A 13,654-nucleotide genomic window follows, 5' to 3' on the forward strand; every position below is an offset into this window, starting at 1 on the left:
TTATGAATTTAAGAGATTATTGGATAACATACATAACAATTTTTAATCGTGAGTGTAAAAGGGTCTTTAGAATATGGCCACAAACTTTAATTCCTTCGGTGATAACAATAGTTTTATATTTTCTGATTTTTGGCAATGTTGTCGGATCGCGTATAGGTAGTATGGGAGATGGGGTTACTTATATGCAGTTTATTACTCCTGGTCTTATAATTATGGCAGTGATTCAAAACTCATATGGTAATGTTGTCAGCTCTTTCTTTGGTATTCGTTTTAGTAAAGCTATAGAAGAGTTGTTAGTATCACCTGTTAGTAATCATGTGATAGTGCTAGGATATATTTCTGGTGGTATATTTAGAGGTTTTATTGTTGGAATGCTTGTTAGTATAGCAGCATTTCTATTAGGCGGCTTTACTACTATACACAATGTAACTTTGGTTTTAGCTGGCTTTATATTTTGTGGTGCTTTATTCTCTCTAGGTGGTTTGATAAATGCGATATTTTCACAAAAGTTTGATGATACTACAATATTTCCTACATTTATACTTATACCACTTATCTATTTAGGTGGAGTATTTTATAATATAAATAATTTAACTGGCTTTTGGTATGTTTTATCATCTTGTAATCCGTTATTTTACATAGTTGATTTTGTTAGATATGGTTTTATAGGTGTCTCTACAGTTAATCCATATTTTGCATTTGCAGCGATAATTATTTTAACATTTTTATTATACTATCTATGTTGGTATTTACTTGAGAAAGGTATTAGATTGAAAGCTTAGTTTAGAGTTCTTACTTATCTTTTACTCTATGTACTTGACGAATAATATATAGTGGTCTGCGCTTTGTTTCGATAAATATTCTTCCTATATAACTACCTAGCATCCCAATACCTATCATTTGTAAACCACTAAAAAATAATATAAAGGTCACTAATGATGGGTAACCTGGAACATCAGCACCGAATAATAGTGATTTTAGAACTATTATAGAACCATAGATAAAACTTATAAGTGCGACAAAAACACCAATATATGACCATATCTCTAGAGGAGCACGACTAAAACTGGTGATACCATCTATAGAAAACTTAAATAGCTTCCAATAATTCCATTTAGTTTGCCCAGCAGCTCTTTCTTCTCTAGCGTGATAAACTATTTTTCTTTAAAACCTATCCAAGTAAGTAGCCCTTTATTAAAGCGTATTTTCTCTTTGAGTTCTAAAAAAGCATTAACAGCAGCTCTATTTAACAATCTATAGTCACCAGCATTAGGAGTTAGTTTAGTATCACTGATTCTATTCATAACTTTGTAGAAAAGCCCGGCAGTGTGTTTTTTAGTTGAAGTATCTGTATCACGATTTTCTCTAACAGCGGTTACAACCTCATAGCCATCTAACCAATGATGTACCATTTCTAAAATAAGCTCTGGTGGATCCTGTAGATCAGCATCTATTGATATTGCAGCATCACCTTTACAGTTTGAAAAACCAGCGAACAAGGCTGCTTCTTTACCAAAATTGCGTGATAAATCAACTACAGCAATCTCAGGGATGTTTTTTTGTTTTTCTAAAAGTAGTTCAAGAGTATTATCATTACTACCATCATTTATAAATACAAGTTCGTACTTGGTTGGAAGTTTTTTAAGGATTGGCATAAGTCTAGTAAACAAATGCTCTATGCCTTCTGATTCATCTTTGACTGGTATTATTATACTTGTTAGCTTATCTTTTTTATCCATAGAGTTAATGTGCTTATAACTATTTTGTTAGTTATTTTAAATATATCAGTAGCGTTGAGCAACTTATATTTGTTTAAATAAAACTATAATTTATTTTTGTTTGTAAATATAAGTTAAACGATTATTATGCTAACAAGTCTTTTTGCTATAATACATTCAAGTTTGTTTTAAAGTATATAAAAGATGGTTTTTAAATATAATAAGGTTGCAATTATTGGTAAGCATTATAAAAAAGAAGTAAGTCAAATGATTGAAATCTTATACGTTTTTTTACAGCAACAAAACTTAGAAATGACTATAGAAAATGATACAGCAGCTGATACTTCACTTATAAATATTGCCACTGCAAGCCTAAAAGAGATTGCGTTAAGGTGTGATGTTGCTATAGTAGTTGGTGGAGATGGTAATTTTCTTAAAGCATCTAGAGTTTTAGCTTTGTATAGTAATATTCCAGTTATAGGCATAAATAAAGGCAAACTAGGTTTTTTGACAACTCTTGCTGCAAATGATAATGCGTTAAAAAATGATCTTTATGCAATATTAAAGGGTGATAGCTCAATGACAAAGATGAGTATGCTAAAGTGTCATGTTGATAATAATTTACGCGCACCATTAGAGGCATCTATCGCCTTAAATGAAATAGCAATAACAGCTAGTAGAGGTTTGATGTTTGGCCTGAAAGTGTTTATTGATGGGAGGTATGCTTTTGATCAAAAAGGTGATGGACTTATTGTCTCTACACCTACTGGTTCAACAGCACATGCAATGTCAGCTGGTGGACCAATTTTAAATCCTAATCAAAATAGTGTAGTTTTGGTACCAATATGTTCACATTCATTAAATAGTAGGCCGTTAGTTATCTCAGATGAAAGTATTATTGATATTTATATAACCGAATATAATGACCCTAAACCAGTTTTGAGTATTGATGGTAGACATGATACTATACTCAAAGCTCATCAGAAAGTAACTATCCAGAAAGCGCGGAAGAAAGTTACAGTCTTGTATACAAAAGGTTATAACTATTATGACACTCTAAGAGAAAAATTAGGTTGGAGTAAGGTGCTGTTCTAAAAAAGTTTAACTAATATATTAATTACTACAAAAATAGTGATAAAAATAGCTGAAGTAAATTCTATCTTTTTAATATTTTAGCAAACCCAATAAATGTACTAAGAGCTATAGCTATCCAGATAACAACTTTACCAATACTTGTAAGTTGATCAACTTCCAAGTATTGAGCTAAAAAAACTAATACTTTATCATTGGCAAGATTAGTAAGAGCCATTTAAAAAAAGTTTGATATTTGAGAGTTTGTCAAAATTTAGTAGCTTTGTGCCACGACCAGAGTGGCGACCTTTGACAAAGTTTGAAAAGCGTGGACAAAATCTCAATCATCCGATATCAGATATACTTTTTGAGAAGATTTAAAGATAAGAAGTGAAAATAGCCATATGTAATATAAAAAAGGCTTTATAAAAGCAAGTGAATATAATAGTAAATTACATTTTGATAATATTTTTTGTCCAGATTGTGGTAAGGTAAAATTAAAATTGGTACGTAAGGTTGACCAAGAGCCATATTTTGTTTTTAATAAAGATCAATAGCATGATCAGCTTTGTTCAAGGATAGCCAAACCAATTCAAGATCAAAAAATCAAGGAACTAGTTTTAAGCGATTCAAAAAAATATATTAGTAAACTTAACTTCTTGGTTAATAAAAATTTTGAAAAATGTATAAATTTTGTTACAAAATTAGAAAATAATGGTGAGCTTAAAAAAGCTGATGAGCTAAATCTTGTACCACAAAAAAATAGTAAATAACAGAAAATCATATTAGAGAGTATGCAAAACAGGATATTTTTACAATAAATATTGTTGATTTAAGTGATATTGATACACAAGAACTTAACAACAAGTATTGTTTGGTATATGGAGTAGCTGGAATTACACTTACTGATGTTGATGATATTAAAGTTGTTTTTAAAGCTGATCAAGATTCACGCTTTTCGCTCTGAAGCTTTTGATACTAGTTATGAAGAGAAACTAGTTAGACTTTTGCATTCTGATCCCAAAGTTTAATATCGTTAGTTGCTGAAACTGATGATAATAGTATAAATGGTCAAGTAATTATTTCAAAAATGATTGCAGAGAAAGATAATAAGCTAAAAATATATGGTCTTGCGCCAATATGTGTAGCACTGAGATATCAGCATCAAGAAATTGGTACTAAGCTTATAGAAATAATTATAAAAAAAGCAAGAAAAAATAATATTGATACAATATTTATATTAGGTTATCCAAGTTATTATCTAAAGTTTGGTTTCAAACCTGCTAGAGAATATAAGATAAAATGTGAGTATGATGTCCCAGCTGATGTTTTTATGGTTCTAGATTTGTCAGCTAAACTAGGTCAATTAAAAGGCCAAACTGTATACTATGCCGAAGAGTTTAGAAAAGTTTTTAGATGTATACAAATAGTCTAAGAACTTAAAATAATTTCTTCATATATCATTTTTTCTAAATTAGAATTTGCTAATATAATAATTACTTGAGGGATAACAGGCTTATGAAAATGGATGTAATGCAGATGAAATATAATGCTAGTAAAGCTTCTTCATTATTAAAGGCAATATCCCATGAGTCGAGATTATTGATATTATGCTTGCTCCTCAGAAGAGAAATGACAGTAGGAGAGTTAGCAGAGTACTCTAATCTGAGTCAATCAGCATTTTCTCAGCATTTATCAGTATTGAGAAATAAAGGCCTCGTTAAATGCAGAAAAGAGGCACAAAATGTTTATTACAGTATTAACGATCTTTCGGTGACAAAAATATTAGAAGCATTGTATAGTATATATTGTGGTGATAAATCCTAAAAAAATTAAATTTTATATTAGTAAAATCTAAATTAGATAAAGTTAAAGTAATTAGGTCAAAATGAATAAAGTAGAGAAAATATCAGTAAAGCAATTTCTTGATTTACAAAAAAAAGATAAGATTAAACTAATAGATATTAAAACTCCTGCTGAGCATAGTAGAGAGTGTATTGATTGTGCTGAGAATATTCTTGTTGATCATATCTATGATGCTGATATTAAAGCTGATGAAGTAGTGGTTCTTCACTGTCAATTAGGTAACAAAACAAATTAAGCAGTTACTGGATTAAATGCTTGGAAATAGCATAAGCAACAAACATAAAAAAATGTTAAAGAACCTCTACCTATTATGCGCCAAGTACAAATTATTGTTGGCTTTATGGTGCTTTTAGGTGTGGTGCTTTCATTTACAGTATCACAATATTTTGCAATTTTAAGTGGTTTCTTTGGTGCAAGTCTTTTATTCGTTGGATTGACAGGGATTTATGGTTTAGCAGTGATGTTAGAGTTTTTGCCATACAATAAAAGAAAATAAACAATTGTAAATAGGAACTTATGATAACTAAAAAATATCTAATCATTGGAGGAGTTGCTGCAGGGGCTTCTACTTCTGCAAGACTGAGAAGACTAGATGAGTCAGCTGTGATTATTATGTTTGAAAAGGTCCGCATGTGTCATTTTCAAACTGTGGTTTGCCATATCATTTAGGTGGTTATATCGAGCCAGCTGAAAAGTTGATTTTAATGACTCCAGAGAAGTTTTATAAACAATATAAAATTGATACACACACAAACTCTGAGGTTATAGCTATTGATAGAGTAAATAAGCTCATCACAGTTCTAAATCACCAGAACGGTGAGAAAATATAGCGAAAGTTATGACAAATTAATCTTAGCTATCGGAGCTAAGCCGATAGTACCGCCTTTTAGGGGTCTTGAGACAATTGAGCATTTTATCCTCAGAAATGTTGTTGATGTCAAAAAGATTTATCAAGCTATTTTTAATAAACAAAAACTTGTCAAAAACAGCAATTGATGCTGGGTTGAGGTCGCAGAGAATCTCAAAGAAAGAGGTTTTAATGTGACTATAGTCGAGATGGCTAATCATATTATGCGACCTTTTGATTATGAAATGGTAAAATTTTTAGAGAAAGAGCTACTAGATAATGGTGTTAAGCTATTACTTGGTGAAAAAGTTGTCGGCTTTGAATCTGATAAAGTATTACTTGAGTATTGTAAAGAAACAAAAACAGATTTAGCTGTTTTAGCTATAGGTGTTGCACCAGATACTAACTTACTAAAAGAAGTAGGTATTGATTTAGCAAAAACTGGTCATATTATTATCAATTGATAATTATCAAACATCTGATGAAAATATCTATGCCGCTGGTGATGCTATTTTGGTTAAAATGCTCTTACAGCTCAGGATTTCAACTTGCCTTTGGCAGGTCTTGCTAGTAAATAAGGTCGTTTGATAGCAGATCATATCAATGGCTATGAGGTAGTAAGTAAAGACTATATTACCTCATCTATTATTCAGATATTTAACTATACTGGTGCTGCAACAGTTCTAAACGAGGCTTGAATTAAGTTTCATAACTTAGATATTGACTATGAGGTCGCTTATACTGCACCATTTGATAGAGTCAGTATTATGCCAAATGCAGTAAATGTTTTTACAAAAATATTATTTGAGAAAAATATAGGTAAGCTGCTAGGAGTACAAGTTATAGGCTGAGGAATTGTTGATAAAAGATCTGATGTATTTACTACAGCTATCAAAGCAGGGATGACAGTTGAGGATTTACAAGATCTTGAGTTATGCTATGTACCAACCGTACTCAACTGATAAAGACATAGTCAACCATATAGGTTATATTGTCAATAACTTGCTTAAAGGTGATTTTAAGCAAGTTGCTTTTATCCAAGTTGAAGAGTTATTAGCACAAAATGCATAAATTATCGATGTAAGAGAGATTATAGAAACTCGTCGAGGTATGCTAACAAATGCAAAAAATATACCTTTGTCTGAAATAATAGACTATCAGAACCTGATAAAAATAAGCCTGTATATATACATTGTCAAACAAAGCAGGAATCATATAATGTCGCTTTGATGTTACAACAACACGGCTACAATGCATATAATATTGCCTGTGGCTATATTATGATCTTAGATTATTAAGATACTATTAGCGTATGACAGGTAAAAAATTTCCTTTACTAAATAAAGGAGTATTTTAAATAATATGATGGTTACATCTAAGGAGAATTATGATTTTCAGACAACTAATCGACAGAGATACTTATACTTATATTTTAGCTTGTGAGCAGACTAGACAAGCAGTCATAATAGATTCTGTAATATTTAATGTTAATAAGTATCTTAAGCTGCTAAACGAGCTATATCTTAAACTGATCTATGTAATAGATATTTATGTCCATGCTGATCACGTTACTGCCGCTGGGATTTTAAGAAAATAGACTGGCTGTGATATCGTTATCGGTAGTGAAAGGAAGGCAGAGTGTGCAACCAAAAAAGTATTTGATGGCGATATCATAGATTTTGGTGACTATCAACTAAAAGCTTTGTATACTCCAGGTCATACTAATGACTCATATTGTTTCATTATTGAGAATATGCTTTTTACAGGTGATACTTTATTGATAAGAGGATCTGGTAGAACTAATTTCCAAAATGGTGACTCGTATGCAGCATATGATAGCATCATGAATAAGCTAATGACTTTACCAGGTAGTACAATTATTTATCCTGGTTATGACTATAATGGCATAACTAGTAGTAGTGTTGTGGAAGAGAGACAAAATAATCCAAGATTAAAGGTTAAATCACCAGATGAGTACGCTAAGTTAATGGCTGATTTAAAGCTACCACCATCAAACTATATAGATATTGCAGTTCCAGCAAATTTAAAATGTGATATGGAAGAAGAATAAAATGTTTTTGATAATTTTTGGATTTGTCTGTGGAATTGTACTAGGGCTGACAGGGGCGGTGGTTCAATTTTGACAGTTCCTTTACTTACTTTTTGGTGTTGGTTTAGATTTTCATAGCGCTGTTATAATATCTTTGTTTGTGGTTGGTTTTACAGCAATTTTTGGTCTTGTAGTAAATTATAGCAGTATGATATCCACTACATAGCTGCAGCTATAATGATTATTATAGGGATTATTTTTGCACCAATAGGTAGTTATATCTCTCAAGGTTTGTCAGATAAATGATTAATGTTAAGCTTCTCTATACTTATGATTTTGATAGGTGTTTGGAGCTTAATAAAAAGTGAAAGTAATGTCAGGATCAGAGAAATCAGTTTGTAAGAGTATTGGTCCAAGATGTGTAGTAGCATTATTGATAAGTAGTTTTGTTGGTACATTAACTGGTTTTTTTGGCGTTGGTGTCGGCTTTTAAATCGTGCCTGCATTAGTTTTATAACAGCGATGCCGATTAAAAGAGCTATTAATACCTCATTGTTATTGATATTAGGTGTGATAATTTATTTAATTAGTTTTTAGCCAACCAGTAATACTAAATCTTTTATTCTCGGTAAGTACTGGTAAGACTTCATGTTCAATACTTTTACTATCAAAAAGAATTATTTTGCCATCAGTTGGAAATACCTTTAGTGTTTGATTTTTTAAGTATAGTTTTAGTTGTCCACCAAAACAATCTTGCCAATCTTGATTAAGATAGCAAACTACTGATATGGTGCGACGATTATCGTTTTGAAAAGTATCAATGTGTTTTTTTGTAAAATGATCCTTGAGGATAAATAGCGTAATGAAATTCTTTAGTAACAATTCCAGCAAAACAGGTTTTATTAATATACTCAATAAAGCTATTTATTTTTTCAAAAAATACTTGCGCATATTTTGTCTCGTCTAGCCAAAAATAAAATCATTGCGGATTGATCTTTCGAGATTTTCATTTAAACGATTACCAACAGCGGATTTTTGAAATAATTTGCGCAATAAAGCTTTTCTAGCTGTTGTCTTAATTTGCTGGTTTCATGAGTTGTTAGCCAGTTATCAATGATGCAAAAACCCTTATTGAGATAATTATTAATTATTTTTTCATAGAAAGGATTAATTGCAAGTAAATCAGACATCACTATAGCCCAATAGTATAGAGTAAGCGAATTACATACTAGAAATATTAACTTAGTTATCTATTTTTTATGATAAAGTCTTCTAGATACTCATCGACATCTAATTCATATTCAGAAATAGCTAAATGCTTTGCTGATTTTTTCTGCTTGTGCATTTCTTCTGTTGAACCAGTATTTAAATGATGCCAGTCAGGTAAATCTTTACTTTCAAATAAAAGTTTATAGCTACAGCTGTTAGGCAACCATTTGTGAGCATGATTTTATAGTTGTTTGTAGGTTAGATTTACACATTCAGGTACAAGCTGTTTTCTTTTTTGATACATGCTGCATTGGCATTTGCCAATATCAAGAAGTTTACAACTAACTCTAGTGTAGTAAACTTCATCTATTTCATCATCTTGAAGTTTGTTTAAACAACAAAGTCCACATCTATCACAGATTAACTCCCATTGTTCACTAGACATATCTTTTAAATCAATTTGTTGCCACCATTTACTCATCTGTAGACTCTTTTTTAGCTAAAATTTAGAACTAATTTTTTAATAATAATAACTTCTAATACTAAATACTAGGTTTTATCAAATTTCTTGAACTGGTTGGCTTAATACAGGAAATATTCCGGTTTCAACAAAGATTTGCTGTTAGATTTTTGCAAAAGCATTTTTGTATGCTTGTGGATCAAGTACTGCTGAAGAAGTATTTATCGGAGCTCCACTTTGGTTTGGATTTGGCATAGAGTTATAAATAACAAAATTTATCCTTATACTTGAGTTTTTATCAGATTGTTTATATGTTTGAATAAAGGCAGTAGACTATGTATATTGAGTATCTCCCAAAAAATTCGCAGTTTGAGTACTCTTCGCAGTGATTATTCCAGTGTTAAAATTAGTATCCTGAATTATATAATCAAGGTTTTGTATAACTGTTACAGTAGCATCGAAAGCTGTACACTTATCAACATTAAATACTTTTATTTGCATTAGCTTGATTTGCAGAGGAGTAAGGCTTAGTACTTGATTTGTAGCACACCCAGATAAAAATATAATCATTAGCAAGATTACAAGTTTAAAGATTTTTTTAACATTTTTAAGCGCTCTTTCTAGAAACTTGTTGATAATGATTTGAAGTTGGAAACTACATAACCTTTGAATGTAATAATAATTGTCATGGTTTTTTGTGATTGTATAAAGCCACTATTTTGTTGAGAACCGCCAGCAAGGATAAGAGTTAAGAAGCCTTCATTTTGTGAACTATTCTCAATAGTTACGTTTGTTTGATATGTCCAAACTGAATCACTTTCTGCATTTTGTGTCACAATATTCGGTGCGTCAAAAGCTTGTATTACTTGCTCTTTAGTAGTTACCACTTTTAAAAAAGTGAGAGAAACATTACCAGATGTATAAGGTGTTTTTGAAAATTATTGTGAATTTGTATTATTGCTACATGCTGCTAGTACCATCACTATAAGCGCTAATATGATAATTTGGATACTATTTTTCATCGGTTTATTTTAAACAATATTATTTAGGTAGTATTTTATTACAGAAATTTAATAATTGGTATCAAAAAGTTTGTCATTCAAACACATTAATCAATCATAACAGCTATATATATTATTGCTAATAGAGTATAATTATCGCCTATAAAACTTAGTTAAGAAATTATATTATAAAGACCTATGAAAACTACAGCAAGAGCTCGAAATAATGCTCGTTTATATACCGTACAAGCTTTGTACCAAAAGAAAGTTGCCGATAATACATTTGCTGAGCTTAAGACTCAGTATTATGCTGATAATGCTGATAGACACTCTACAGATTGGGATCTTTTTTATAGACTTGTAGATGCGGTTAAGTCAAATCAAGACTCTATAAACAAATACATTCAAGAAAACTCAAATAACGGTATAGAGTCAATTAATTATGTCGATTATGCAGTTTTGCAAGCAGCTATAGCGGAATTGATAGAGTGCCTTGAAAACCCATATCAGGTTATTATAAAAGAGTATGTTGAGATATGTTATAGTATGGGTACCGAAGAAGGCTATAAGTTTGTTAATGCAGTATTACAAAAACTAGCCAAAATTATTAGAGGTGAAGAGTAAATTTATCTTGAGATGTAAGAAAATTAAACTTACTACTATGTTGTTTCTATTTATCTTTATCTTAAAGTCGCGCTTAAGGTTGCTTGTTTGAATTCTTGATGAGCTAATATGTGTCACCATTATAATCAATAGTCATACTGTCATCAGCATAACTGAAATTAGGATTATTACCCACTCAATTACATGCTATGATAAAAGCTTGGTTTTCTATAGTTTGAGCTTTTAGTAATGCTTGCTAATGTTGACGGCGAGATTCTGTGCAGCATGTAACATTAATAAGAATATCATAATCGTTATTATTGCAATTAAAGATTGGGAATCTTAAATCAAAGCAAACTGTTACAAGGATATTAAAACATTTATAATTTATAATTTGAACTTATTACCTGTTGTATACTTTTTGTCTTCGCCTGCATGGACAAAGAAATGATTTTTATCGTATGTATAAAACTATTTATCAGGTGTTACAAAATAGAGTTGATTGACCATTTTACCATCACTATAAGTAGCAGCACTGCCGACTATTGCATAGTTTTTGCCTTTTACTTGATTGTACATCCAATTAAAAATGTCTCGTTGCAGGCTTGCTTCATTAATTGGATTCATTATAAAACCAGTATTAAACATCTCACACATCACAATAACATCAGTATCTCGGTCAATATCTGCAATTGTATTCTACTAGATTACAATAGTTGGTTTGTTTATTATCCCAAATAATATCTGACTAGATTATACTAACTTTTAGTTTTGACATAGCTATTATCCTTATATAAATAAGATGATCGATGTATTTCTATAAAGAGTTTGGCAAGCTTTAGCAAATTATTTAATAGTAAATTTATGTTACTGTAAAGGTATGTTGTATGTTGACAAATAAATAAGATAATAATATAATGTTAATTAATTAAAATATGTATAGTTAAAAGACTATGAAAAGACTAAAAATAAGGATATATTTTTTTGGGTGTTGCGCTAATTGTTATTTCAGGTTGTGCTAGTGACAAAGGGAATCAATATAAAGATGGTTATTATATAACTACCCTTAACTATAATTTTGATACAGTTTATAATGCTACTCTTCAAGCAATACAAAACGGTCAAACATTTGATTACAAAGGTAATCCATATGATATATCAGTTAACAAAAATAATGGTACTTATGCTGAAATAGACTCTGCTAGCGATAGTGATCTTGCAGACTCACTACAAGTAGCAATGAAGAAATTACCTGATAATACTACAAGAATTTCGATTAAATATGGTAGTCAAGGAAATTCAATTAGATCATCAGCTTTAGTAGGTATAATAGAAGGAAATATTCGCTACGCTAATATTTAGTATTCTAAGCTATGATTCTCTTACTAAAAAAACTTAATTTCTTGCTATAATCTTCGCTTCTAATTAATTTAATTGACTATGTTTACTTATGGCTATCAATTCTAAAGATTATATCTCTCTATAAGCTATGTTGAATTTGGCTATTGAGTATAGCTGATAATCAATCTAAGTAAAAATACTGATGATAATGATATATTGAATAAATTCAATATGATGTTTTTATAGTAGCCTGACTAGATTTAGATACTTGCTAAGATTTTAGTTCCTTTGATTATGTCATTATCTTTTTTAGCAAAACATAATCTTAAAAGCCCATTTTTAGGAGTTCCAAAAAGTGATGATATCGGTATTAAACCAACACCGTACTCTTTAATTCAATTACTAGCAAACTTATACATCATCTTGATTGCTTATCTCACTATAATTAAGAATTTGAAAAGATAAGCCTTGCCAATCAACGATTTTAAATTTTGAGCCTTTTAAGTTCTCTCTTAGTAACTGATTTTGCTTTTTGTAGAGTTTATGCAGGTTTTCATAATATTCAGGATGTTCTAAGATACTCTCAGCTAAGGCTAGTTACATTGGGTGTACCACAGAGAGTGTTGTAAACTGCTTTATTGCGAGCATATTTTCTATCATTTGTGAAGGTTAATAATTACACCTTGGCGCTAGCCAGTGAGATTATAAGTTTTGCCAAGAGATTGAAAACACTGCTAGTTTATGATATAACTCCGATATTTGTATAGCACTTGTAAATTTCTCTCCAGCATGTATGTGCTCATAAACCACGTCAGAAATTACTAAAAGATCTTTATCTTTGACAATCTTTGCAATTTCTTTGAATTTGTCTTTAGATATAACCGTTCCCATAGGATTATAAGGAGAGTTTAGAATTATAAGCTTAGTATAATTTGTAATAGCATTTGCAATAGTGTTTGTATCTATATTACCATTTAACAGTAGTTTTAGTCTACACATTTACCTTGATTAAATTTTGTGACTCAAGGGTAAGTATTAAATATTGGATCAAACATGATAACTTCATCATCTTGACGAACATAAGCAGAAATTACAGAGAATAAACTTCTTGTGTGCCTGCAGTAATTGCAACATTATCAATAGTTATATCTATGCTTAGTTTTTGTACTATTGCTTTACGTAGTACAGCAGCCCCTGGAATTGGGGAGTATTGATTTTTGCCTTGCTGCATGTAAAAACGTGTACGCTCAATTAGCTATTTTGGAGTATCAAAAACAGAAGCACCTTGAGTGAAATTTACAGCTTTATGCACTCAAGCCGCCATCAAAGCAAATTTGTCATATACAGATGGCATAGTGTCAATATAAGGCTTTGTTTGAATCATATTTTCTTTTGGAAATAAGTACTGATAATTAAAGTATATAATATTAAACATAAGTATATATAGAATTTTGTATGTAAAAGTTAGATTAATTGATGTTGATTTAA

Annotated in this window: 6 protein-coding genes and 14 pseudogenes; 12 read left to right on the plus strand and 8 right to left on the minus strand. The window is 30.5% G+C overall.

The annotated features are described in order from the left end of the window. Positions 1 to 2 precede the first annotated feature (2 nt). Entirely contained in the window at positions 3 to 782 is a 780-nt protein-coding gene (locus C9379_RS07930; protein ID WP_143385236.1) for an ABC transporter permease, read from the plus strand. Between the two features lie 10 nt (positions 783 to 792). Here the strand turns inward: C9379_RS07930 and C9379_RS07935 are convergent. After that, positions 793 to 1,739 (minus strand): annotated as a pseudogene (locus C9379_RS07935) (glycosyltransferase family 2 protein). 183 nt (positions 1,740 to 1,922) lie between these two features. Between C9379_RS07935 and C9379_RS07940 the strand changes: the two are divergent. Next, on the plus strand, positions 1,923 to 2,813 hold the full coding sequence (locus C9379_RS07940; protein ID WP_143385235.1) for an NAD(+)/NADH kinase: 891 nt from the start codon (positions 1,923 to 1,925) through the stop codon (positions 2,811 to 2,813). On the opposite strand, the pseudogene C9379_RS07945 reads toward C9379_RS07940, so the two are convergent. Next, positions 2,810 to 3,064 (minus strand): annotated as a pseudogene (locus C9379_RS07945) (LysE family translocator); the annotation flags it as partial. The gene C9379_RS07940 and the pseudogene C9379_RS07945 sit on opposite strands and share 4 nt — an antisense overlap. On the opposite strand from C9379_RS07945, the pseudogene trmB reads away from it, so the two are divergent. The 8 genes and pseudogenes from trmB to C9379_RS07985 all read left to right on the plus strand — a co-directional run. Beyond that, positions 3,063 to 3,170, plus strand: a pseudogene (gene trmB, locus C9379_RS07950) (tRNA (guanosine(46)-N7)-methyltransferase TrmB); the annotation flags it as partial. The pseudogenes C9379_RS07945 and trmB overlap by 2 nt on opposite strands. A 44-nt stretch (positions 3,171 to 3,214) precedes the next feature. After that, a pseudogene (locus tag C9379_RS07955) lies at positions 3,215 to 3,753 on the plus strand (hypothetical protein); the annotation flags it as partial. Further along, a pseudogene (locus C9379_RS07960) lies at positions 3,698 to 4,224 on the plus strand (GNAT family N-acetyltransferase). The pseudogenes C9379_RS07955 and C9379_RS07960, both read left to right, overlap by 56 nt. A gap of 89 nt (positions 4,225 to 4,313) precedes the next feature. Continuing rightward, on the plus strand, positions 4,314 to 4,616 hold the full coding sequence (locus C9379_RS07965) for an ArsR/SmtB family transcription factor (protein WP_143385308.1): 303 nt from the start codon (positions 4,314 to 4,316) through the stop codon (positions 4,614 to 4,616). Positions 4,617 to 4,677: 61 nt separating this feature from the next. Further along, positions 4,678 to 5,151: pseudogene (locus tag C9379_RS07970) on the plus strand (rhodanese-like domain-containing protein). Positions 5,152 to 5,174: 23 nt separating this feature from the next. Next, a pseudogene (locus C9379_RS07975) lies at positions 5,175 to 6,800 on the plus strand (FAD-dependent oxidoreductase). Between the two features lie 89 nt (positions 6,801 to 6,889). Beyond that, a pseudogene (locus tag C9379_RS07980) lies at positions 6,890 to 7,573 on the plus strand (MBL fold metallo-hydrolase). Position 7,574: 1 nt separating this feature from the next. Continuing rightward, positions 7,575 to 8,131, plus strand: a pseudogene (locus C9379_RS07985) (sulfite exporter TauE/SafE family protein); the annotation flags it as partial. Between the two features lie 3 nt (positions 8,132 to 8,134). Here the strand turns inward: C9379_RS07985 and C9379_RS07990 are convergent. The 4 genes and pseudogenes from C9379_RS07990 to C9379_RS08005 all read right to left on the minus strand — a co-directional run bounded on the left by C9379_RS07990 (position 8,135) and on the right by C9379_RS08005 (position 10,108). Then, positions 8,135 to 8,742, minus strand: a pseudogene (locus C9379_RS07990) (2OG-Fe(II) oxygenase). Positions 8,743 to 8,798: 56 nt separating this feature from the next. Continuing rightward, a pseudogene (locus tag C9379_RS07995) lies at positions 8,799 to 9,242 on the minus strand (YcgN family cysteine cluster protein). A gap of 78 nt (positions 9,243 to 9,320) precedes the next feature. Next, positions 9,321 to 9,791: pseudogene (locus tag C9379_RS08000) on the minus strand (hypothetical protein). Positions 9,792 to 9,841: 50 nt separating this feature from the next. Further along, entirely contained in the window at positions 9,842 to 10,108 is a 267-nt protein-coding gene (locus C9379_RS08005) for a hypothetical protein (RefSeq protein WP_318263445.1), read from the minus strand. Positions 10,109 to 10,420: 312 nt separating this feature from the next. On the opposite strand from C9379_RS08005, the gene nusB reads away from it, so the two are divergent. Next, positions 10,421 to 10,846 (plus strand): transcription antitermination factor NusB, encoded by a 426-nt coding sequence (gene nusB, locus C9379_RS08010; RefSeq protein WP_143385234.1) that lies wholly within the window; start codon positions 10,421 to 10,423, stop codon positions 10,844 to 10,846. Here nusB and C9379_RS08015 read toward each other — a convergent pair. Beyond that, positions 10,830 to 11,567: pseudogene (locus C9379_RS08015) on the minus strand (nitrilase-related carbon-nitrogen hydrolase). The gene nusB and the pseudogene C9379_RS08015 sit on opposite strands and share 17 nt — an antisense overlap. A gap of 236 nt (positions 11,568 to 11,803) precedes the next feature. Between C9379_RS08015 and C9379_RS08020 the strand changes: the two are divergent. Beyond that, positions 11,804 to 12,187, plus strand: a complete 384-nt coding sequence (locus C9379_RS08020) for a DUF3568 family protein (protein WP_425536937.1) — start codon at positions 11,804 to 11,806, stop codon at positions 12,185 to 12,187. 239 nt (positions 12,188 to 12,426) lie between these two features. On the opposite strand, the pseudogene C9379_RS08025 reads toward C9379_RS08020, so the two are convergent. Further along, positions 12,427 to 13,478 (minus strand): annotated as a pseudogene (locus C9379_RS08025) (aminotransferase class I/II-fold pyridoxal phosphate-dependent enzyme). Positions 13,479 to 13,654: the final 176 nt, after the last annotated feature.

Source organism: Francisella-like endosymbiont (genome assembly GCF_003069505.1).
Classification (GTDB): Bacteria; Pseudomonadota; Gammaproteobacteria; order Francisellales; family Francisellaceae; genus Francisella.

What these genes read in the sequence shown, in the direction of transcription:
- C9379_RS07930 (WP_143385236.1), top strand. Translation starts at nt 3, where the DNA reads ATGAATTTAAGAGATTATTGGATAACATACATAACAATTTTTAATCGT.
- nusB (WP_143385234.1), top strand. Translation starts at nt 10,421, where the DNA reads ATGAAAACTACAGCAAGAGCTCGAAATAATGCTCGTTTATATACCGTA.
- C9379_RS07940 (WP_143385235.1), top strand. Translation starts at nt 1,923, where the DNA reads ATGGTTTTTAAATATAATAAGGTTGCAATTATTGGTAAGCATTATAAA.
- C9379_RS07965 (WP_143385308.1), top strand. Translation starts at nt 4,314, where the DNA reads ATGGATGTAATGCAGATGAAATATAATGCTAGTAAAGCTTCTTCATTA.